Genomic DNA, 20,121 nt, shown 5'->3' with positions numbered 1-20,121 from the left:
ATAGGGCCCCTCGACCCCGTGGGGCCCGCAGAAGGAGGACAACCGACATGGTTACCGCCCTGGAAACCCCCGCTCCTGCACCGACCGCCCGGCCGGAGTCGTCTCCGTTCAAGGACCCGCGCTCCTTCGTCACGCCGGAGCTGTGGGACAAGCAGGTCGCCCTGTTGATGCGCGACTACCCCTACGACGAGGTCATGGCGACCCGTGTGCTCGGCCAGGCGTACGCCTACCTACTGACCGCCATGGCCAGTCGTGGCAAGGGGCTGGGACTGACCCCCGGTCACATCGTCGACATCGGCGTCCACACGGTCATCCTCGACACCGTCGCGTACGCCGAGCTGTGTGACCGGTTCAACGGCGGCGCCTTTCTGCACCACATCCCGCTCGTGGACATGAAGGCCGACGGGTCGGTCATGCGTACCGCCCACGAGATCGCGGCGTACGGCTTCGAGGTCGACCTGCCGCTGTGGACCGCGGACGCGGCCGACTGCGGTCCCTGCCACCCTGGCAGTGACAGCCACTGACCCTCGACCCGGTCGGGCCCGCCCTCACGCGAGCGGGCCCGACCCTGCCGGACAGCGACAGGCCGACCGACACAGTCCCGGGTGAATCAAGGGAGACAGCCTCGGCGATCACGGACAGCCCACCAGGATGGGCCCGTGACACTCTCCCCATCCTCAACACCCGCCGCAGACCATCCCGGCGGCATCGTTGACCGCTTCCACTGGGACTGGTACCAGCGCGCGGAGCCCGGCGCGGAACTCCTCGGCGACCTCACCGACCGGGCCGTGGTCGAACTCGGCGCCGGTTCGGCAAGACAGGCCGCGTACCTCGCCCACTCCCACTGGCCCGCCCGCGTGGTCGCCGTCGACCGTGACCCCGCCCAGCACGCCCGTGGTCGTGACCGCTTCGGGAACATCTCCCGCCTGGACCTGGTGCACGACGACGCGGCCACCTACCTGAACAGGCACCCCAGCGCGTTCGATGTCGCGTACTGCGTGTTCGGCGCACTCGACTTCACCGACCCCCACACGCTGCTGCCGGCCATCGCCGGGGGACTGCGACCCGGCGGACTCCTCGCCTTCTCGACCCTCGCGCACTACCGCAACGGCAGACCTCCAGAAACCGAACCCCGACCCGCCAAGATCTCCACCCGCCGGCCGGACGGGTCGCCGGTCACGATGCTGCGGTGGGTCCTCGACACCCCGGTATGGCACAAGCTCTGCGACCAGCACGGCTTCGACATCGACCACACCGACGCCATCCATGACCCGGGCAGCACACACGAACCGCCCATCGCCACAAGCGTGTTCCGTGCCGTACGACGAGGGACAGCCTAGAGTCGCACCCGCACGTACCGAGGGGCTTCTGACGCCTCACACAACGCGGTGGTCCTCCTCTACTGCCTAGAGGAGGACCACCGCTTGGTATTGCCGACAGCAGATCAGGCCATGATGCCGCCGATGAACACGTTGAACGCCTTGCTGGAGACGAGGAAGGCCGGGCCCGCCTCGACCTTCGAGTCACGGACGCCGACCTGTCCGGTCAAGGCAGCGATCTCGACGCAAGCGCCCCCCTCACCGGAGCTGCAGGAGGACTTGAACCAGGCTCCCTCGGGGGCGAGGTCGGTGGAGACGGCGTGCTTATGGATCATGTCTTCTCTCGCTTCAGTGTCTCAACGAATCCGGGGTTTCCTCGGGCGGTTACGCCGAGGCGATCATGGTGTTGAACCAACGGGTGAACCGGGCAACGGCGGCAGGCCTGTCGGACATGGAGACGGCGCTCCCCAGGCCGCTGCCGACCTGCACGGTGGTAGGGCGGTCTCTGCCAAGGTCCAGGATCATGAAGTTGCTCCAGAGACGCTTGACCGGGGCGTCCGTCAGGAGCACCTGGATCGTCACATTGGACAGAGAGGCCATGCGGAGAACATTCCAAACAGCTCCGTGATGGTGAGCCCTTGCAACTGCGGCAACTGGTTCAGGGCTGCCGCCGAGGTGAGCGTACCCAGGTTCCCGGACAGCGACAGGCGGGTGAGATCCGGAAAGGCGGCGACAAGGAGGGTGCAGTCGAGCCTGCTGATCGCGCGGACGGTGAGGTGGTTGACGCCCGCTCGTACGACGCCCCGGGTGTGTTCGGTGGCCAGTTCGTCGGCTGTGCAGGTCAGCGCATAGGGGGCGTCCCAGTCCTCGCGGTCGCCGCTGTCCCAGTGCCGCTGCCGGGCCAGTTGTTCTCCCCGCCCCCATGCCGAGCCATAGGAGTACGAGGGTTCGGTCACCAGCGGGGGCAGGGAACTGATCACTGTGAAGCTTTTCGGGAGGACCCACCCGTGGTTGCAGCTTCCATGAGGCGGTCTGTCTCGTGGGTATGGTCGCGAAGGCCGTTCACGCGCCGGGCTGGGGGGTCTTGTCCGGTATCTCCGACACGTGGGCGCTGACAATGCGCCAGCCTGTGGGGAAGCGTGTCCACGACTGTGTCTGGCGGCCGACGGCGTTGCCGCTGGGGTAGGCGAACAGGGTGGTGACGACGGCGTAGTCGGTCCCGAACGTGCTGATTCTGGTGTCGTAGAGTTTTCTGCCCGGGGGAAGCGGCGGTTGTTGCCGTCGCCAGTTCCGGATTTCCTCGATGCCGGCCTGCCGGTCGGCGATTCCGAAGCGGACTGTGTCGGGTGAGGTCCAGAAGTACCGGGTGACGCCTTCGTGGTCGTCGGTGACCAGTGCTTTCTCGTAGCCGGCGAAGGCCGCCGTCACTTCGGCGACCGTCTGTGGCAGGTCCACATCCATCCGCTCTCCGTTCGTCATGGGGCCGATCCGTCCTCGCGCGGCCGTGGAGCCAGGCGGTCACCCGGCTGCACGGGAGGCGTCTTCATCGTCGTCGGTTGTCTGAGCGACGTCAGTCGGTGGCCGCCGATTTGTCCGGCTCGGCTGTTTCGTCGGGCGGGACGCCGACGCCGGCCGGCGCGGTTTCCGGGACCGGGTCGGGTCCTTGCTCGTCCTGCGTCTGTGGTGCCGCAGCCAGGGAGGAGGCGCCGCCGTGCAGCCGCTCGAGTTCCAGTTCCTCGGCGTCCGGCTGGCGGGGCGTCGGCCGGGTCAGGGCGAAGGCTGCGCACAGGACGGCGGTGAAGAGGTAACCGAGGCTGACGCTTCCGCTGGCGTTCCAGTCGATTTTCGGGGCGTGGATGAGCCCGATGAAGGAGAGCGCCGCTCCGGCCAAGGCCACCGCTGCCGCCGGGACGAACCGTTTGTCGATGACGAACGCGACGAGCGCGCCCAGGACCAGGCCGGCCAGGATCGCGCCCTGGCCGAGGACCATCAGCCCGTGGTAGACGACACCTGACGATTCCAGACCCGCTTCCCCGACCTTGGACGCGCTGGTGCCGGCGGCCGCGAGGGCGTTGTCGATCTGGCCGACGGCCCAGGAGGCGAGGTTCGGCACGAGTGCGGCGACGACGGCCGCGGCGTGTGCCTTGGGTGACAGCTGGAAGGCCTGGGCGCCGATGAGCAGGCCGATGTACAGCAGGATGGGCACGATCGCGGCGACCGGGAAGATCGCACCCAAGAGGCTGAACATGCCCAGGAAGCACATCAGGGCGATGACCGCGCCGGTGGCCAGCGAGTAGCCGGTGCGCCCGCCGGCTTTCTTCCACCCGGGGTGACCGACGTACACGGCGGGCGGGAAGGGTGAGCCGAGCGCGGAGCCGATGACGGCGCCCGCGCCGTCGGCCAGCAGTACCGAACGCAGGTTGTAGTTGTCACCGGCGGCAGCGGCGCTCTCGACGTTGCTCATGCCCTCGGTGAAGTTGTAGACGCCCAGCGGGATGGCGGTGGCGAGCAGCGGTGCGACGTCCGAGAGACCGGAGAACAGCGTGTCGAGGTGGAGGCCCGGGAGGGCGAGGGTGATGTCGTCGGCCGCCGCCGAGACCGCGGAGCCGTCCATCGCTCCGCCGGCCCAGCCGATGGCGGTGCCCACCAGGAGCGCGGCGAGTCCGATGGGGATGTTGCCGGGCAGCTTCAGATCGGTCATGAGGCCGATCAGGAGCAGCAGGAAGACCGGCAGGGCGATCCACAGGTGGTCCCACATCTGGCCGGCGGGCCGCATGGAGATGAAGGAGACGGAGATACCGGCGAGGGTGCCGAGCAGGGCGGCTCTGGGTGCGTACCGGCGTATGTACGGGCCGATGAAGGCCCCGATGATGACGATGACGCCGATGATGAAGGCCCAGGCGATACCGGCCTTCCAGGCCAGCAGCGGATCCTTGGTCTTGAGGTAGATCGGCAGCATGATGACGAACACGACGATGAACATGTGCGGCACGCTCGGCCCGTAGGGCATCGCGGTGACGTCCTGCCGCCCCTCCCGCAGCGCGAGTCTGCGGCCGAGGTAGGCGTAGTAGATGTTGCCCGCGATCAGGGCGATGCCCAGCGCCGGCAGGATGGTGTGGAAGACGTCGTCGGCGGGAATCTTGAGGACTCCCAGGCACAACCCGGTCAAAGTGAGCACATTGACCAGGACGTTGACGGCCAGTCCGAAGAACGCGTTGGTGTCGCCCCGTACCCACAGCGGGAGGGGCATGGGTCTGGTCTCGGCGGGGGTGGTGCGGCGCAGTGGCAGCATGGTGGGATCACCCTTCGTCGGGTGGAGCGGTGGATTCCGGCGCGGGGTAGGCCGGGTGACGGGGCACTGGTGGACAGTGGGCACCGTCGAGGTGGCGGTGCGGTCGGGGCGGCCGGGGCGCGGCGGCCGGGCGCTGGTGGCCCTGTCAGCGTGGCTGTGGCGCCGGTTCGCGGGCGGTTTCCAGAGCGTCGGGGCCGACGGGCGACGCGGTGGCCAGTGCCGCCAGGAACGCGGCCGACTCCGCGGTCCAGCCGAAGATGCCGCCCTGCGCGGCCACCATCTCCAGGCCCGCCTGCTGGAACTGGGGAAAGTAACTGCCGACGCAGTCCGACAGCACCAGGCACTCGTATCCACGGTCGTTGGCTTCGCGGACCGTCGTGTGCACACACACTTCGGTGGTGACGCCGGTGACGACGAGACGGCGGATGCCGCGGGCGGTGAGCAGCTCACCGAACCCGGTGGCGTAGAAGGCGCCTTTGCCCGGCTTGTCGATCACGGGCTCACCGGCCACCGGGTAGAGCTCCTCGATGATGTCGTGGCCCTCCTCACCGCGGACCAGTATCCGGCCCTTGGGGCCCGGGTCGCCGATGCGCATGCTGGGGTTTCCTCGCAGCAGCTTGCTGGGGGGACAGTCGGACAGGTCCGGCAGGTGTCCCTCGCGGGTGTGCATGACCGCCATGCCCGCGGCGCGGCAGGCGTCGAGTACGGCCCGCAGCGGAGCGATGGTTTTCCGCAGGTGTTCCACGTCATTGCCCAGGCTCTCGCCGAATCCGCCGGGTTCGAGGAAGTCCCGCTGCATGTCGATGAGAACGAGTGCCGTCTCGGCGGGGTCGAAGGTGAACGCGTACGGGGCGGCCTCGACACGGAGCGATTCCGCAACTGCCATGGCGGTTCCTGCTTTCGTCGATGGGGAACGGGAGTCGACGCGGTCGGCTCGGGCGGATTCGGACCGTGCGCCCGGATGTGCAGGACTGTTCGAGCGGTGCGGGGTCCCGTCCGGTGGGTCAGCTCAGGAGGTGGCCTCAGTGGTGGCGGTGATCAGGTCGGCGGCGGTGGAGACGCATCCGAAGACGCCGCCCTGCATGGTCACCATGTGCAGCGCGGCTTCATGGTTCGAAGGGTCCGTCGCGCCCGTGCAGTCGGAGAGGATCAGACATTCGTAGCCGCGGTCGTTGGCCTCGCGCATGGTGGTGTGGACGCACACGTCCGTGGTGATGCCGGTGAGGACCAGATGTGTGATGCCCCGGGTGCGCAGGACGAGGTCGAGGTTGGTGGCGTAGAACGCTCCCTTGCCCGGCTTGTCCACGATCACCTCACCGGGAAGCGGGGCCACTTCGGGCACGATCTCCCAGCCGGGTTCTCCCCGGACCAGAATGCGGCCGCACGGTCCGGCGGCGCCGATCTCGGCGCCGATCTGCGCGGACCGCCAGCGCTTGTTGGCCGGCAGGTCCGCCAGATCGGGGGCGTGCCCCTCACGGGTGTGGACCACGAGCATGCCCGTGCTGCGGGCGTGCGCGAGCAGCTTCTGGGTCGCCGGGAGCCCGGCCCGGGTCAGCGAGATGTCGTATCCCATCGTGTCCACGTAACCGCCGGGTCCGCAGAAGTCCGTCTGCCAGTCGATGCAGAGCACGGCGACACGGTCGGCGGGCACGGATGTGTCGTACGGCCATGCGTAGGGCTTCGCGGCGACCGGACCGATGATTACTGTCGGGTTTTGCGGACTTATGGGCGTACTGTCAGCCATGGACCCCCCACGCCAGGTGAAGTGGTGTACAGGAAAGTAGCCGCAATATTTCTGGTATTCCGTACACGGTGATTATGTGGAAATTAGTTTCGGCCAGACGATTGCCGCGTTACGCGGGAATGACGCGGCCACGGGTGGGCGCAGGGCCCGGGCCAGGGCAACGTCGCGGGCGGGGTCTGCTTCCGTTCCGGCCACCGTGCGCGCCTGGTGTACCAGCTGCACGTCACCACGTCACCACGGCCGCGGGCGAGCCCGAAGACCTTCGCCGGGCGCGACTGCTGTGACCTGATCATCACCGTTTGCCGGCAGTTGGACGCCCGCTGGTGTGGTGCCGGACAACCTGCTCCGGCATGCGGCGGGGGAGCCGGCGGAGTTCGCCGAGGTGAACAGGCGTGGCTGCCGGTGTTCCAACTGCCGGCTCAGGAGCCGGAGTTGAATCCGGCGGAGGGGGTGTGGTCGCTGTTGCGGCGGGCCATGGCGAACTGTGTTGTGGCCGACCTGCCCGCGCTGGTCCGCATCCTCAGACACAAGCTGAAGGAGATCCATACCGCCCGCACCTGCTCGACGGCTGTCCCGCCGGTGTGGATGTGGCCGGGCCACGCGGTGGCAGCCGGGGCGGGGAGGCCTATCCGCTCCCGGTCGGTCAGTGTGACTCCTCGTCGAGTCGGTGCGGGTCGGTTCGTGCCGGTGCGGGTCGGTTCGTGCCGGTGTGAGTCGCTTCGCGTCCGAAGGAGGGGTCGTACCGGGCGGCGGATGCATCGTCCATGTCGGCCACGGCGGCCCGCCATACGCACGGCCGCCTGCCGCCTGCCGCGCCGTTCGCCGGGCGGCGAAGGCCTCCGGGTATGGGCGCTTCGGCGGCCGTTGGGGGATCACGGCGCTGTCCACCACCCGCTGGGTGACCATCGCCACGCAGCAGGCGCACCACCCCTTCTGAACCGACCTGCCGGACACTTCGCGACAGGCCTGGGAACACGCCGCCCGCGACCTGGGAGTCGTCGCCGATACAGGGACAAGCCGAGGACTTTCACGAAAGACCTGTCCGGCGATGACTTCCGACACGCCCCCGTGGTCCGGGACGTCTCCCTCACGATCGAGTCAGGCGAGGCGGTCGGCCTTCTCGGGCCCAGCGGCTGCGGCAGATCCGCCCTCGCACGCATCTCGGCGCTCCTCCACCGCCCCGGCGCGGGCACTCGGCTGCTGGACGGCGAGCCGGTACACCACTGTCGCCACCGAGCCCCGCGCGCCCAACGCACCGCCGTCGGCGTCGTCTTCCAGCAGCCCAGACTCTCCGCGGCCCCCGGCTACGGCTCACCGACCTCATCGCCGAGCCCCTGCGCGCGAACGGCCGACGGGCCGAAGCACCCGACCCGGTCGCCGAACTCGCCCCCACGGTGGGCCTGACACCCGACCTGCCGACCCGACGCCCCCACAAGGTCAGCGACGGCCAGCACCAACGCGCCTGCCTGGCCCGCGCCCCCGCTGGCTGATCTGCGGGTTCTTGCCGGGACAGCGGAGGCGGCCGTTCTCCACGCTTCGAGATGTCGAGTAGCGACGCGCGAGAGAACGGCCGCTGCCCATGAGTCTCTCCGCTGGCTGCGAAGCTCTCTCCGAGTGTCGTTTGTCGATGAGTCTGGATGTCAGTTGAGGGCCGAACAGCCGTCGAGTGTCGATGAGTTTGAGGTTCTGGCGCAGAGTGCGCCACGAACGCAGGAGGGATTTGTGTAGGAAGTTCTGACTGTGATGCTTCGCAAGAGATGAAGGAATTGGCCCTTCGGAGCCGCCCTGCGGGGGGAGGCTTCAAACCGCCACATGCTGCGGAAGTGGTAACGCGACCGTGGTGAGCGATGTGGAAAAGGCGCCGTGCTAGGCGTCAGGTAGGGATCAGGAAGACGAACGAGAGTGAACCACTGCTGAAGTGTCGTTACAGAATAGGAAGCGTCAAAACCGGGATCTTTCTGTGTTTCCCTGGATGAGCCTGGCGGGAGCCCGTCTATTGGCCAGGTGGCGCTCGGCACGAAGGTGGCGTGAGCCTGATCTGCCGCTCTTGCGGGGAACGTGGGAAGGCACTCCTCGACACTGCCCTCGGATATCGGGGGCGAGAGGGAGCGCACCAAGCGGAGGTCCCGTGAGGTGCTGAGTACCGTCACGAGGAGTGCTGGCGGACCGGCCTGTAGTAGTGCTGAAGCCCTGGTAATAGGGGTGGAGCGAAGGGGCCGGGTCATCCGTGGCTATGTGTGTCTGGTCAACCGGACGTGCTCCGGGAGGAACCGATGGACAAGCTGAAGTCACCGAACAAGCCGTTTGATATCTCGAAGTGGGAAGTGCTGGAGGCGTATAGGGACGTCAAGAGGAATCAGGGTGCACCAGGTGTGGACGGTCAGTCCATTGACGACTTCGAGAAGGACCTGAAGGGCAACCTTTACAAGATCTGGAATCGTATGTCTTCGGGGACGTACTTCCCGCCAGCGGTGCGCGCGGTGGAGATTCCCAAGCAGCATGGTGGCGGAATGCGCATGCTCGGCATTCCCACTGTCGCCGACAGAGTTGCGCAAACCGTTGTGGCCCGGCATCTGGGCGTCCGAGTGGATCCTGCTTTCCACGAAGACTCCTACGGATATCGACCCCGGCGGTCGGCTCTGGACGCGGTGGAAACGTGCCGGCGGCGCTGCTGGAAGAGGGACTGGGTGATCGATCTCGACATCCAGAAGTTCTTCGACAGCGTCCGCTGGGACCTCATCGTCAAGGCTGTGGAAGCTCATACCGACGCCGTCTGGGTGAAGTTGTATGTTGATCGGTGGCTCCGTGCTCCGCTTCAACTGCCCGACGGCACCTTGCAGATGCGAGACCGGGGAACCCCGCAAGGGTCTGCGGTCTCTCCCGTGCTGGCCAACCTGTTCATGCACTACGCGTTCGATATGTGGCTCACCCGGGCATACCCGGGGATCCAGTTCGAACGGTACGCGGACGACGCGGTCGTGCACTGCGTCAGCGAGCGCCAGGCCCGCGCGGTTCTGACGGCGCTGGAGAACAGGATGGATGAAGTCGGGCTGCGGCTGCATCCCGACAAGACCCGGATCGTGTACTGCAAGGACGGGAAACGGCGCGGCTCGTTCGAGCACACGTCGTTCACTTTCCTCGGCTTCACGTTCCAGGCCCGGAACGCACGGAGCAGGCACGGGGTGAACTTCACCAACTTCCTACCTGCGATCAGCAAGGAAGCCCTGAAGAAGATCAGCAGGGAAGTCCGCTCCTGGCGGCTTCACATGCGGATGCACCTCACGTTCCACGAGCTCGCACGGCGGATCAACCCCGTCGTGCGCGGCTGGATGCAGTACTACGGAGCGTTCTACCGCAGCTCGCTGTTCTCGCTCCTCCAGCGCATCAACTCCTACCTGGTGCGCTGGATCCGCAAGAAGTACAGACGGTTTCGGACGTACAAGAAGCTCCGCGCGTGCTGGCAGCGGATCACCCGCCAGCACCCACGGCTCTTCGCCCACTGGGCAACGACGTCCGCGTTCTGATGATCAGGATGACAAGAGCGGAGTGACGAGAGATTGTCACGCTCCGTTCTGTGGGAGCCCGGGGGTGCGATTCCCCCGGGCGACCCGACTCTTGGGGAGTCGTCGCAGAGCGTTACCCCGATGTTCGATTGCGAGGAGACAGGGGTGTGTGAGACCGCGTACGCCTTGTCGTGCGACAATCAAAATTGACGCTCCATCAGATGTCGGCCGATCGCTGCTGCGGTCGGTTGTGGACGGTGATGGTGCTGGTCATGCAGACCGATGCACCGTTCTGGGACTCGCTGGTGTTCGACGGGATCGACGAGGTGGACGTCGAGGCGGATACGGCCGCGTTCGGCACAGCCGAGGTGGTGGCGAGAGGCCGCGCGGCCGGGGCGGCGTGTCCGGACTGCGGCCGCTTTTCGGACCGAGTTCACGACCGGTACCAGCGCAGGCTGAAGGACCTTCCGCTCGCTGAGCAGGGCTTTGTGATCCGGCTGACGGTCCGGCGCTTCATCTGCGGGGCGGCGGGCTGCCCGCGCCGGACGTTCGCCGAGCCGTTCTCGCAGCTGGCCGCCCCGCACGCACGGTTCACCACGCGGCTCAACCACGCCCTGGAACGAGTGGGGCTCGCGCTGGCCGGGCGGGCCGGCGCCCGGCTGGCGGCCCAGCTGGGCTTCGGCGCGGGACGGATGACTTTGTTACGCAGGGTCATGGCATTGCCCGATCCGCGGCTCAGTACGCCGCCTGTGCTGGGTGTGGACGATTTCGCGATCCGTCGCGGTCAGACCTATTCCACCGTCTTGACCAGCGTTGAAGACCATCGAGTGGTCGATGTGCTCCCGACCCGTGAAGCCGGGCCACTGGCCGCCTGGCTGATCCGCCACCCTGGCGTGGAGATCATCTGCCGGGACCGGGCGGGTGCATACGCCGAGGGTGCCCGGCGCGGTGCTCCGGAAGCTCTGCAGGTCGCTGACCGGTTCCATCTGTGGCAGGGCCTCGGCCGAGCCGTGGAGACTTGCGTCGCCGCCCATCGCGACTGCCTGCGCAACCCTTCGCCCGGCGGGGTGTTGCCGGAGGCCACCGGAGGGGCTTCGGGCCGACCGCAGGACGACTCGAAGCCCGTCGGTCGGCGGGCCGAGCGCAAGAAGGCAGCACATACTCTGGTCCACGAGCTGCTTGCCCAGGGCCACTCGCGTCGGGCGATCGCCCGGCACCTGGGCTGGGGTCTCAACATCGTGCTCCGGTACGCGAACGCCGCACGCTGGCAGGACACCATCCGCGAGAACCGGCCCCGGTCCAGCAGGCTGGACCCCTACAAGCCCTACCTGGAGCGGCGATTCGCTGAGGGATGCACCAGCGTCACCCGACTGCACGGCGAGCTGGTTGCCGAGCACGCTCCCGTCACCTACGCCATGGTCCGCGCGCACATCGCCACCTTGCGCGGGGCTCCGCCTGCTGCGTCGCCTCGGGCGCTGCCGGTGCGGCAGGTGACCGGCTGGCTCACCCGTCACCCCGCGACCCTGACCGAGGAAGACCGGGCCAGCCTGAAGGAGGTCCTGGCCCGCTGCCCCGAACTGGACAAGGCGGCCGGACACGTCCGTGATTTTGGCGAGATACTCACCGACCGCCTCGGCTCCACACTCCCCACCTGGATCGGCGCAGTCGACGCCAGCCGGCTGCCCGGTCTCACGGGCTTCGCACTCCACTTGCTCCGAGACCTCGACGCCGTGACTGCCGGGCTCACTCTCGACTGGAGCTCCGGCAGCATCGAGGGCGCCGTCAATCGCATCAAGAAGATCAAGCGGCAGCTCTATGGGCGCGCCGGATTCGAACTCCTCCGCAAGATGATCCTGCTTCAGTGAACCTCCGCGATCGCGACCCCAGATGTTGCACCAGAAACGCCTTCCGACCCCACTTGTCAGAAGCGCGGCCCGACAGGCCCGACAGTGGGATGCGAGACCAAGGCACAGGCCGCGACCTGCAGTTGCGCTTCCCATGCCGCCTCGTCGAGCCCCAGCGTGTACTCGATGCAGCACGCGCATGGCGGGAGTAGCGCCACGAATGCTTGCTCCTCAGCGGTCTCGACCTCCGTCTCCGACCACTCGTCCGATGCCAACTCGGCGAGATCCACCTCCCCTGCGGTGAATCGCGTGGCCAGCCTGCGCAGCGTGTATCTCCGGGCCAGGTGGTGATCGGGCAGAATGATCCCCAATTCTTCGAGAGCCTGCTCGAATGTGTCGCGGATGTCCCGGGGGTCCGCATGCCGCGGCAGGCCAGCGAGCTCGCACAGGGTCGGCGTGTCCATTCCCATTGCGAGTGCCTGGGCAGCGGTCATCGGCAGGTCTTCCGGACACACCTGATCCGCCTGATACAGCCACGCTGCCTCCACCAGGGGCGGATAGGCGCTGCGGACAGGGCTGTCAGGTTCGGATGTGTCGTCTATCGCTGCCATGGTTCATACGATGCCAGCACGGCTCGCGAGAGCGCCTGGAAATTTGGACTGTCCCGGCAAACCGCCCTGCGGGCCGACCCACCTCATGCTGTTGCCCCGGTGACGTTCTGCGACCGCTCCCCAAGATCTGTGCCAGTACCTACGACTCACCGACAGAGCCAGACGTCAGGAAGCGGTGTGGGCGAGGCAGGTCCAGGTGCTCGCGGCGGCTGTCGCCGGGCAGGAGCGCGCGATCGTTCTCGGCGATTTCAACGCGGTGCCGGACGCTCCCGAACTCGCCCCGATGTGGGCACAGGCCTCGGACACGGACACCCGATGCCAGGCCTCGTCCATCGGCACGTGTGAGGCGACCACCGACTGGAACAGCAAGTTCGACTACGTCTTCCTGCGAGGCATCGCTCCGCTCCTGCGCCGGGTGCAGCCCACCGACTACTCGGACCACCATCTGCTGTACACGGACCTCGACCCGGCCTAGAAGCGGAGAACCGGGTCCATCTGATCACTCCGGCCGCCATGAGCCGGTCGGCCTGCCGTGCAGGGGAGTCCCCGACGTGACACCAGGAACCGGAACGCCGCCCCACCTCATCGCGGCCACTGCCACATCCCTGCCGCTCGTCTGATCCTCGTCGCCCCGCACATGGCGGGCGTTCTGGCCGGCTGGAACGGCACGTTCCTCGCCCACAGCCACGGCTATGGCGGTCCAGCCGCCGCCGCTGACGACCCGGCCCGGGACACGCCTCATGTTTCCCCGCGGCGATGACCAGCTCTTTCACGCTCTTCACCGTCTCGGGGCAAGCGGGCTGGGGCGGGCGCCCGCGGCCGTTGTGGGGTGGGGTGTCGCGTCGTGCGGGTGGGCAGTGAGGGTGGTCGAGTTGCCCACGACGTGGTGCAGCCCGCGTGTCTGAAGGCCGAGCCGGAAGGCTGCGGTGTCGCCGTAGCCGCCGTCGGCCACGGTGGGGGGGCATCGACGCCCCCTGGACCGGGTCTCGTCGATCATGTCCGGGGCCGGCTGCCACTTCTCGACGTGGCCCACGTCCGCCGGGACGCCGCCCCGCTCGCGTCGGGCGACCTCGGCGGGATCGGCCTGCGGCGAGGCCGGGTCCCAGCTTCCGGGGAGGAGCAAGCGCCAGTCGATCGCCGCCGAGGCGGTGTCAGCGGCCAGGTGCAAGGACACGCCCGCCTGGCGGTTGGTCACTTTGCCCGCGGTGCCGGTGTACTGCCGCGACACACAGGCCGACGCGTCGCCGTCCTTGAGGAAACCTGTGTCAGCGCCGCGAAGTCCTCCAGACGGCTGCGGACTTCATCCAGTTCCTCAAATGTCAGATACCGGTCAACGGCACAAGCCCTCAACCGGACACGCCACCGACAAACGAACCCGACCAGGTCCTACTGGCCGCAGGGAGAGAACACCGACCAGTTCGTGGACGATCCCGCGTGCGACGAACCCCGTGGCCCACCGGATGTTCCCGGCGAGGGAGGGCATCCCGGTTCCGGCTCGTTTTGTCTTCCTGCCCGTTGTCGAGGATGGTGCAGCCATGGCACACAAGCAGAACGCACCCGATGGATCCGCCGGGAAAGCCGGAGGCGTCGGATCCCGGAAGGCCGGAGGCGCGGAGGACACCGGCGGACTCCTAGACGACCGGGTCCGGCGTACGAGACGCAGGCTGGAGCGGCTCATAGGAATCGCTGCGACGGAAGGCAACGCCCTGCTTCCCCTGCGTAACGGGGACGAGATCTTCGGCGCCATGCTGGGCCGGATCCGTTCTGCCCGGCACACCGTGGACATGATGACGTTCGTGTACTGGAAGGGGGAGATCGCCCGGCACTTCGCCGAGGCGCTCGCGGAACGGGCGCGCGCAGGAGTGCGCGTACGGCTGCTGCTGGACGGCTTCGGCAGCCGGCTCATCGAGAAGGACCAGTTGGAGTCGATGGAGCGGGCCGGTGTGCAGGTGGCCTGGTTCCGCAAGCCGCTGTACCTGTCCCCGTTGAAGCAGAATCACCGCTGTCACCGCAAGGTCCTCGTCGTCGACGAGGAGACGGCCTTCACCGGTGGCGTCGGCATCGCCGAGGAATGGTGCGGCGACGCCCGCAACCCGGACGAATGGCGCGACACCCACGTCCAGGTGAGTGGACCAGCCGTGGACGGGCTGGCCGCCGCCTTCGCCCAGAACTGGGCCGAGTGCCACGACGAACTCTTCGACGACCGCGACCGGTTCACCGACCACACCCCTTGTGGCGACGCCGTGGTTCAGGTCGTGCGGGGCTCGGCCAGTTTCGGCTGGCAGGACATGCAGACCCTGTTCCGCGTGGTGATGGAGACAGCGGAGGAGAGGATCCGGCTGGCCACCGCCTACTTCGCACCCGACGCGTACTTCATCGAGTTGCTGTGCGCGGCGGCCCGCCGGGGGGTCGAGGTGGAGATCCTGCTGCCGGGCCCGTACACCGACAAACGGGTGTGCCAACTGGCCGGCCAGGGCTACTACGAGGACCTCACCGGATGCGGGGTGAAGATCTACCATTACCAGCCGACCATGCTCCACACCAAGGTCGTCACCGTCGACAGAGCAACGGCACTCATCGGCTCCACGAACTTCAACCGCCGCTCCCTCGACCACGACGAAGAGGTCATGCTGGCCGTACTCGACCCGACGTTCACCGCGACGCTGGACGGCCACTTCACCGAGGACCTTGGGCACAGCGAGCGCATCAGCTCCGGCCGGTGGAAGCGACGCGCACTGCTCCAGCGAGCCAAGGAAACGGCCGTCCTGCCGATACGGCGTTTCCTGTGACCTCGTGCCGACATCACGCTGCTGCACCGGACGCGTGAGCGGCCTTACCTGAAGCGGCTGAGGTACCCGCCGCCTTCCAGCACAGCGATGATCCTCCGAACGGCTCGGGAGTGGTCGGTCGGGCACGTCCAGGTCGGACGTGGGCCTCCGCCGTTCAACGTGACGCGTCCGCCGTCGCGAGGAGGACCCGGTCGACGAGTTCGTGCGCCCCTGGAAGCGCCCAGGATTCGGGAGCCCGGCCGCGCGGTCGGCAGGTCGGCGCCGGCTACGGCGCCGCCGTGGCGGCCGTTCGCCGAGTACGTGTCTCAGCCGTCGTGTCGAGGGGTACTCGTGAGCGCGGTCGATGACGGACCCGAAGTCCGATGTACCGGCGGGCATCGGCCGACACCGTGCGCGATCCCCGGGGCTTCGCGACGAGGTTCTACACCGACGAGGGCGTCTTCGACCTGGTCGGCAACAACATCCCGGTGTTCCTCGTCCAGTACGCGTTCAAGTTCCCCGACGTGGTCCACGCGGGCACGCGGCATCCTGACCGGGAGATCCTGCAGGGAAGCGCAGATCAGCGCGGGCGTGGACCCCGACTTCCACCGCCGCGACCTCGCGGACGCGATCGAGGCCGGGGCGTTCCCCGAGTGGGAGCTGGGCGTGCGGACCTTCCCGGACACCGAGGACCAGGTGTTCGAGGGCATCGACCTGCTCGACCCGGCGAAGATCGTCCCCGACGAACTGGCGCCCGTCCTCCATCAACGCCTTCTCAATGACCTCTCCCGAATTCGGCCCGTTCATCTGGATCTCGGCCCGGGTGACCGTGCTGGTCGGACGGAAACCGCTGGACCGGCAGAAAGGCCGATGGTGTGAGGGAAGGCCTGTCGAGGTTCAGCCCTCGTCGGCCGTCACCGCGGAGTCCGGCCGGATTCCTCATCGTGTGCGCGTGCTGAGGCAACCGTCACACCGGTGATGCTTCCCGTCGTCGGCGGGAAGGCGATTCCGTAACCAAGGAGGCTGATGTGTTGCGTGACCGGGTGGGACTGGCGGATGTGCTGGCAGCGGCCGAGGATGCCGCGCCGGTGGACTCCCTCGACGTCGTGGCGCGCGATCTGCGTGACCGGTTCGGTGCGCGGTACGTGTCCCTCCTCTTCGTCGATGTCGTCGGACGGCGCCTGCTGCGCGTCCACGACACGGCGGCCGTACAACAGGAGCACCGCGCCGTACAGGTTCCCCTCCTCGGCAGCAGCGTCTATGACGACGTCCTGCGCACCCAGAAGCTCGTACAGGCACCGCAGGGCGAACAGGGGCAGCGGGTGCTCGCCCCGGTCACCAACCGCGGGGACGCCATCGGTGTCCTGGAACTCTTCCTGGACGAGGTCACCGAGGGCGTGCTGGAACAGGTGGAGGAGGCGGCGCACGCGCTCGCCTACATCATCGTGGCCGACCGCCGCTTCACCGACCTCTACCACTGGGGCAACCGCACCACCACGGTCAGTCTGGCCGCGGAGATCCAGCGTCAGCTCCTGCCCTCGGCCTCATCCTGCGAGGCCCCCGAGTTCACCCTTGCCGGCGCACTGGTCCCGGCCTCCGACATCGCCGGAGACACCTACGACTACAGCCTCGACCAGGAGACTCTGCACCTGTCCGTCACCGACGCCATGGGCCACGACGTCAACGCTTCGCTCATGGCCACCCTCCTGGTCAACGCTTCCCGTGGTGCCCGCCGCGCCGGAGTGGACCTCGCCGAACAGGCCCGCCGGACCCACCAGGCACTCCTCGACCACGGCCGTCGGACCTTCGCCACCGGCCAGCTGCTCCGCATCGCCCTGGACGGGAGCGGCGCACAACTGGTCAACGCCGGTCACCCCTGGCCCCTGCGGCTGCGCGGGGGCACGGTCGAGGTCCTGAAGCTGATCGTGAACCTGCCCTTCGGCATCGTCAGGCAGGGCTCCTACCAGGTGCAGGACCTCGATCTGCGCCCCGGCGACCGGCTCCTCCTCCACACCGACGGCATGCAGGAACGCGAAGCCGGGGCAGTCGATCTGTCCGGCCTCCTGCGTGCCACCGCTGCCGAGCATCCGCGTGAGGTCGTGCGCACGCTGGTCGCCGCGGTCACCGACGCCTACGACGGCCGGCCGCCGAGAGACGACGCCACCGTCATGTGCCTGGACTGGCACGGCCCCCAGGGCACATGCCCGCGTGACTCCGCCGTGCTCAGGGAGATTCGACAGGAGGCCGCCGACGAAGGGATCTCGCACGCACTCGACTCCCATGCGGCGGTCGAACAGGCCGTCGGTGTTCTCCTTGCGGTGCACGGCATTTCGCCGACCGCCGGAATCGAGGTACTGCGCGAAGTCGCCCAGCACACCGACATCCGGGTGCACTCGGTCGCGGAAACCCTGATGGCCTGGGCGCTGGGCCGACCGTTGCCGGAACCGGTGGACCAGGAGCTGAACGCGGCGGTAGAGAGACGGGCCCGAGGAGACGCCACGAACCATCGGGAGTAGGGGCTGTCAGACACGCAGGGCGTGCTCGACGGTGGGATGGCAGGAAACGATCGTGTCGAGGCCGACGATGTGCAGCAGACGCACGACGGAATCCTGGGCGCCGGCGATGCGCAGCCATCCCTGGGCGTCGCTCACGCGTTGATGCGCCGTCACGAAGACGTTGATCCCGCTGGAGTCCATGAAGGTCACGTCACTGAGATCCACCACGATCCGCGCGGGCCTCGTCGGATTGGCCGCGGGCAATAGCGCCTCGTAGAAGAGAGCCTCGACGTCTTTGTCGATCTCGCCTCGCACGGTGACGACCCGGATGCCGTCCACGACACGGTGCCTGATCGGCAACCCTTGTGGCCCGCCTGCTTGTTCGATGTCGGTCATCGTCTCCTCGGCTGCCCTTACGCTGTCCCAGGATCCGGGCCTGCGCGGATGATTCTGCCCCGACGCCCCTGCCGGATGCACTTGGCGGCTGCCGGACAACATTCCTCAGCCATGTATGCGGGAGCGGTGGGCAGGCGAGTACTCATGAACGTGAAACGAGGGAGTCAGTGGTATCTCATGCCGACAACGAACCCTCCGAGCCGGAATCGCCCGTACCATCGCCGCCGAGCCCGCCGGAAGTCCCTCTACGCTGGTCGCGGAACACGCCGCGGAGGGGAAGAAGGACTTCGACGCTCTCCGGGCCGCCCTGGACCACCAGCAGAAACGGCTCCGGACGGAGCGGACCCGGGCCGCGGACGAACTCGCCTCCACCATGGTTCTGCGGAACTGGGTTTTCGCCGCGATCGCGGTCGTCATCGCCGCGCTGAGCGTGCTGGTCTTCGAGGGGCTGCGTCGTGGCATCACCGCGCCCCTGGGGCAGCTCGTGGCGGATGCCCGAGCCATCGCCGGCGATGACTTCGGCCATCCCATAGTCCCCACCGGGCCGGCGGATCTACGTAGGCTCAGCGCCGAGATCGACTTCATGCGTCGCCGTCTGGTGCGGGAGCTGGCGTTCACCGAAGAGGCGCGCGTGAGTCTCCACGCCCAGGCGGCCGACCTGCAACGCTCCAACGCCGAGCTGGAGCAGTTCGCGTACGTCGCCTCCCACGATCTGCAGGAGCCGCTGCGGAAGGTCTCCAGCTTCACCCAGTTCCTCCAGCGCCGCTACGGTGGCCAGCTGGACGCCCGGGCCGATCAGTACATCGAATACGCGGTCGACGGCGCGAACCGTATGCAGGTCCTCATCAACGACCTTCTGGACTTCTCCCGCGTCGGCCGCGTCCATCACGAGCCGCAGAGCGTGGACCTCGGCGACAGCGTGTACTCCACGCTATCGACCGGGAGAAACAGTGAACAGCGGCGAACAGCACAGGTCCGGGCACGTCGTGATCGGTGTCGACACGCACAAGCACGTGCATGTCGCGGCAGTGATGGACACGATCGGCGGCATCCTGGCGACCTTGACGATGCCCACCGACACCGGAGGCTTCCAGCAACTGCTGGACTGGGCCGCATCGTTCGGCAAGATCCTGGCGTTCGGGATCGAGGGCACCGGTTTCTACGGTGCCACCCTGACCTCGCTCCTTACGCCGGTCCGGGCACAGGGTGGTCGAGGCCGACCGCCCGGACCGACGGTTGCGGCGGATGAACGGCAAGTCCGACACTCTGGATGCTGAGAACGCCGCACGCGCAGTCCTGGGCGGGTTCGCGACCGCCACACCCAAGAGCGCCGACGGCGGGGCCGAGATGATCCGCCAGCTCAAGGTCGCCCATGACCAGGCCGTCGAACAGCGCACCGGAGCCATGGTCCCTATGAAGGCCATGCTCGTCCACGCCCCCGACGCCCGGCGTCGGGAGACCGCGGGCAAGACGCAGATCCGGCTGGTTCGGCTGCTGGCGGCTCTGCGTACTCGCCGTCTGAAAGAACCCGAGGACGCCCTCGGCACACCCTGCGCACGCTCGCCAAGCGGTGGCAGTACCTGGACGCCGAGGCCAAGGAGCTGACGGAGATGATCGGAGGCCTGGTCCAGCGGGTCGCCCCGCAACTGCTCGAGCGCTTCGGTATCGGCGTGGACACGGCTACGGAGATCCTCGTCGTGTCCGGCGACAACCCCGAGCGGATCAAGTCCGAGGCCGCCCTCGCCAAACTCGCGTGCATCGCTCCCGTGCCTACTGGCTCCGGCATGACCGGCGGCAGGCATCGCATCAACCACGGCGGCCACCGCCAGCTGAACGCCGCAATCCATAGAACCGTCATCGTCCGAATGCGGTTCCACCAGCCCACGATCGACCACGTCGCCCGCCGCACCGCCGAGGGCAAGACGAAACGCGAGATCATCAGATGCCTCAAGCGCTACGTCATCCGCGAGGTCTACCACTTGCTTCGGCCGGCCCCACTTAGACGTCATCTCAATTGGTGGATAATTGTGTAGATAGTCGCTGGCAGACGTGCTGTGGTGGCGGTTGAATGCCTTGGTGAGCGACTACTGGACACCCGCGCATCACGCGGTCGAGCACGAGGATGCGGAGACCCTGGCCCGGTTGCTGA

General features: G+C 67.7%; 19 protein-coding genes and 7 pseudogenes. 16 read left to right on the top strand and 10 right to left on the bottom strand.

The annotated features are described in order from the left end of the window. The first annotated feature begins 47 nt into the window (after positions 1 to 47). Together CW359_RS18290 and CW359_RS18285 are read left to right on the top strand one after the other, a co-directional pair. Positions 48 to 524, top strand: a complete 477-nt coding sequence (locus CW359_RS18290; RefSeq protein ID WP_408647491.1) for a glycine-rich domain-containing protein — start codon at positions 48 to 50, stop codon at positions 522 to 524. Positions 525 to 659: 135 nt separating this feature from the next. After that, entirely contained in the window at positions 660 to 1,340 is a 681-nt protein-coding gene (locus CW359_RS18285) for a class I SAM-dependent methyltransferase (RefSeq protein WP_105971029.1), read from the top strand. Between the two features lie 104 nt (positions 1,341 to 1,444). Here CW359_RS18285 and CW359_RS18280 read toward each other — a convergent pair whose 3' ends face one another. The 7 genes from CW359_RS18280 to biuH all read right to left on the bottom strand — a co-directional run bounded on the left by CW359_RS18280 (position 1,445) and on the right by biuH (position 6,355). Continuing rightward, positions 1,445 to 1,654 carry a DUF397 domain-containing protein gene (locus tag CW359_RS18280; protein WP_105971028.1) on the bottom strand — a complete coding sequence of 70 codons (210 nt, stop codon included), beginning with the start codon at positions 1,652 to 1,654 and terminating at the stop codon, positions 1,445 to 1,447. Positions 1,655 to 1,703: 49 nt separating this feature from the next. Further along, entirely contained in the window at positions 1,704 to 1,919 is a 216-nt protein-coding gene (locus tag CW359_RS18275; RefSeq protein WP_157968568.1) for a Scr1 family TA system antitoxin-like transcriptional regulator, read from the bottom strand. After that, positions 1,898 to 2,299, bottom strand: a complete 402-nt coding sequence (locus CW359_RS18270) for a hypothetical protein (RefSeq protein WP_105971026.1) — start codon at positions 2,297 to 2,299, stop codon at positions 1,898 to 1,900. The genes CW359_RS18275 and CW359_RS18270 overlap by 22 nt, the downstream gene beginning before the upstream one ends. An 82-nt stretch (positions 2,300 to 2,381) precedes the next feature. Continuing rightward, complete coding sequence (locus tag CW359_RS18265; protein ID WP_232838444.1) at positions 2,382 to 2,798, bottom strand: AtzH-like domain-containing protein; 417 nt, start codon at positions 2,796 to 2,798, stop codon at positions 2,382 to 2,384. Positions 2,799 to 2,889: 91 nt separating this feature from the next. Beyond that, the gene (locus CW359_RS18260; protein ID WP_105971024.1) at positions 2,890 to 4,611 is read right to left on the bottom strand and encodes a regulator; all 1,722 of its coding nucleotides are present in this window, start codon (positions 4,609 to 4,611) and stop codon (positions 2,890 to 2,892) included. A gap of 145 nt (positions 4,612 to 4,756) precedes the next feature. Continuing rightward, positions 4,757 to 5,497: a cysteine hydrolase family protein gene (locus CW359_RS18255; RefSeq protein WP_105971023.1), complete on the bottom strand. Its 741-nt coding sequence runs from the start codon at positions 5,495 to 5,497 to the stop codon at positions 4,757 to 4,759. A 123-nt stretch (positions 5,498 to 5,620) separates the two neighbouring features. Then, the gene (gene biuH / locus CW359_RS18250) at positions 5,621 to 6,355 is read right to left on the bottom strand and encodes a biuret amidohydrolase (protein WP_198655268.1); all 735 of its coding nucleotides are present in this window, start codon (positions 6,353 to 6,355) and stop codon (positions 5,621 to 5,623) included. A 709-nt stretch (positions 6,356 to 7,064) separates the two neighbouring features. Between biuH and CW359_RS18245 the strand changes: the two genes are divergently transcribed. The 4 genes and pseudogenes from CW359_RS18245 to CW359_RS18230 all read left to right on the top strand — a co-directional run bounded on the left by CW359_RS18245 (position 7,065) and on the right by CW359_RS18230 (position 11,723). Beyond that, the gene (locus CW359_RS18245; protein WP_105971022.1) at positions 7,065 to 7,292 is read left to right on the top strand and encodes a hypothetical protein; all 228 of its coding nucleotides are present in this window, start codon (positions 7,065 to 7,067) and stop codon (positions 7,290 to 7,292) included. 101 nt (positions 7,293 to 7,393) lie between these two features. Further along, a pseudogene (locus CW359_RS18240) lies at positions 7,394 to 7,833 on the top strand (ATP-binding cassette domain-containing protein); the annotation flags it as partial. Between the two features lie 795 nt (positions 7,834 to 8,628). Beyond that, positions 8,629 to 9,879, top strand: a complete 1,251-nt coding sequence (ltrA, locus tag CW359_RS18235) for a group II intron reverse transcriptase/maturase (RefSeq protein ID WP_105971021.1) — start codon at positions 8,629 to 8,631, stop codon at positions 9,877 to 9,879. A gap of 200 nt (positions 9,880 to 10,079) precedes the next feature. Further along, entirely contained in the window at positions 10,080 to 11,723 is a 1,644-nt protein-coding gene (locus tag CW359_RS18230) for an ISL3 family transposase (protein WP_232838442.1), read from the top strand. 56 nt (positions 11,724 to 11,779) lie between these two features. On the opposite strand, the gene CW359_RS45865 is transcribed toward CW359_RS18230, so the two are convergent. After that, on the bottom strand, positions 11,780 to 12,313 hold the full coding sequence (locus tag CW359_RS45865) for a hypothetical protein (protein ID WP_198655267.1): 534 nt from the start codon (positions 12,311 to 12,313) through the stop codon (positions 11,780 to 11,782). Positions 12,314 to 12,473: 160 nt separating this feature from the next. Here CW359_RS45865 and CW359_RS18220 point away from each other — a divergent pair. Continuing rightward, a pseudogene (locus CW359_RS18220) lies at positions 12,474 to 12,788 on the top strand (endonuclease/exonuclease/phosphatase family protein); the annotation flags it as partial. A 226-nt stretch (positions 12,789 to 13,014) separates the two neighbouring features. Here CW359_RS18220 and CW359_RS18215 read toward each other — a convergent pair. Further along, positions 13,015 to 13,580, bottom strand: a pseudogene (locus tag CW359_RS18215) (transposase); the annotation flags it as partial. A gap of 268 nt (positions 13,581 to 13,848) precedes the next feature. Here CW359_RS18215 and CW359_RS18210 point away from each other — a divergent pair. The 4 genes and pseudogenes from CW359_RS18210 to CW359_RS46495 all read left to right on the top strand — a co-directional run bounded on the left by CW359_RS18210 (position 13,849) and on the right by CW359_RS46495 (position 17,597). Continuing rightward, positions 13,849 to 15,102, top strand: a complete 1,254-nt coding sequence (locus tag CW359_RS18210) for a phospholipase D-like domain-containing protein (RefSeq protein ID WP_105971019.1) — start codon at positions 13,849 to 13,851, stop codon at positions 15,100 to 15,102. Positions 15,103 to 15,473: 371 nt separating this feature from the next. After that, positions 15,474 to 15,840, top strand: a pseudogene (locus CW359_RS18205) (catalase); the annotation flags it as partial. Positions 15,841 to 16,109: 269 nt separating this feature from the next. Continuing rightward, positions 16,110 to 17,279 (top strand): annotated as a pseudogene (locus tag CW359_RS18200) (PP2C family protein-serine/threonine phosphatase); the annotation flags it as partial. Between the two features lie 21 nt (positions 17,280 to 17,300). Then, positions 17,301 to 17,597 carry an ANTAR domain-containing protein gene (locus tag CW359_RS46495; protein ID WP_408647494.1) on the top strand — a complete coding sequence of 99 codons (297 nt, stop codon included), beginning with the start codon at positions 17,301 to 17,303 and terminating at the stop codon, positions 17,595 to 17,597. A gap of 6 nt (positions 17,598 to 17,603) precedes the next feature. Here the strand turns inward: CW359_RS46495 and CW359_RS18195 are convergent, their stop codons facing one another. Further along, on the bottom strand, positions 17,604 to 17,972 hold the full coding sequence (locus tag CW359_RS18195; RefSeq protein WP_105971017.1) for an STAS domain-containing protein: 369 nt from the start codon (positions 17,970 to 17,972) through the stop codon (positions 17,604 to 17,606). Between the two features lie 205 nt (positions 17,973 to 18,177). On the opposite strand from CW359_RS18195, the pseudogene CW359_RS18190 reads away from it, so the two are divergent. The 5 genes and pseudogenes from CW359_RS18190 to CW359_RS47340 all read left to right on the top strand — a co-directional run. Further along, positions 18,178 to 18,909, top strand: a pseudogene (locus CW359_RS18190) (sensor histidine kinase); the annotation flags it as partial. Positions 18,910 to 18,922: 13 nt separating this feature from the next. After that, a complete protein-coding gene (locus CW359_RS45860; RefSeq protein ID WP_198655266.1) occupies positions 18,923 to 19,249 on the top strand; it encodes an IS110 family transposase in 327 nt (108 codons plus the stop codon). Continuing rightward, positions 19,218 to 19,577 (top strand): hypothetical protein, encoded by a 360-nt coding sequence (locus CW359_RS45855; RefSeq protein ID WP_198655265.1) that lies wholly within the window; start codon positions 19,218 to 19,220, stop codon positions 19,575 to 19,577. Before CW359_RS45860 ends, CW359_RS45855 begins: the two co-directional genes overlap by 32 nt. A gap of 5 nt (positions 19,578 to 19,582) precedes the next feature. Beyond that, a complete protein-coding gene (locus tag CW359_RS45850; RefSeq protein ID WP_198655264.1) occupies positions 19,583 to 20,005 on the top strand; it encodes a transposase in 423 nt (140 codons plus the stop codon). Between the two features lie 43 nt (positions 20,006 to 20,048). Beyond that, a pseudogene (locus CW359_RS47340) lies at positions 20,049 to 20,121 on the top strand (ankyrin repeat domain-containing protein); the annotation flags it as partial.

Source organism: Streptomyces geranii (assembly GCF_002954775.1).
GTDB classification, from domain to species: Bacteria; Actinomycetota; Actinomycetes; order Streptomycetales; family Streptomycetaceae; genus Streptomyces; species Streptomyces geranii.
The sequence above is the reverse complement of the archived record's forward strand: the minus strand, read 5'-3'. Positions and strand labels throughout refer to the sequence as shown.

Bases quoted from the DNA above. Each gene is read 5' to 3' on its own strand.
- CW359_RS18290 (WP_408647491.1), top strand. From the start codon at position 48: ATGGTTACCGCCCTGGAAACCCCCGCTCCTGCACCGACCGCCCGGCCG.
- CW359_RS18280 (WP_105971028.1), bottom strand. From the start codon at position 1,654: ATGATCCATAAGCACGCCGTCTCCACCGACCTCGCCCCCGAGGGAGCC.
- CW359_RS18275 (WP_157968568.1), bottom strand. From the start codon at position 1,919: ATGGCCTCTCTGTCCAATGTGACGATCCAGGTGCTCCTGACGGACGCC.
- CW359_RS18265 (WP_232838444.1), bottom strand. From the start codon at position 2,798: ATGACGAACGGAGAGCGGATGGATGTGGACCTGCCACAGACGGTCGCC.
- CW359_RS18260 (WP_105971024.1), bottom strand. From the start codon at position 4,611: ATGCTGCCACTGCGCCGCACCACCCCCGCCGAGACCAGACCCATGCCC.
- CW359_RS18255 (WP_105971023.1), bottom strand. From the start codon at position 5,497: ATGGCAGTTGCGGAATCGCTCCGTGTCGAGGCCGCCCCGTACGCGTTC.
- biuH (WP_198655268.1), bottom strand. From the start codon at position 6,355: ATGGCTGACAGTACGCCCATAAGTCCGCAAAACCCGACAGTAATCATC.
- ltrA (WP_105971021.1), top strand. From the start codon at position 8,629: ATGGACAAGCTGAAGTCACCGAACAAGCCGTTTGATATCTCGAAGTGG.
- CW359_RS18230 (WP_232838442.1), top strand. From the start codon at position 10,080: ATGTCGGCCGATCGCTGCTGCGGTCGGTTGTGGACGGTGATGGTGCTG.
- CW359_RS45865 (WP_198655267.1), bottom strand. From the start codon at position 12,313: ATGGCAGCGATAGACGACACATCCGAACCTGACAGCCCTGTCCGCAGC.
- CW359_RS18210 (WP_105971019.1), top strand. From the start codon at position 13,849: ATGGCACACAAGCAGAACGCACCCGATGGATCCGCCGGGAAAGCCGGA.
- CW359_RS18195 (WP_105971017.1), bottom strand. From the start codon at position 17,972: ATGACCGACATCGAACAAGCAGGCGGGCCACAAGGGTTGCCGATCAGG.
- CW359_RS45855 (WP_198655265.1), top strand. From the start codon at position 19,218: ATGAACGGCAAGTCCGACACTCTGGATGCTGAGAACGCCGCACGCGCA.
- CW359_RS45850 (WP_198655264.1), top strand. From the start codon at position 19,583: ATGATCGGAGGCCTGGTCCAGCGGGTCGCCCCGCAACTGCTCGAGCGC.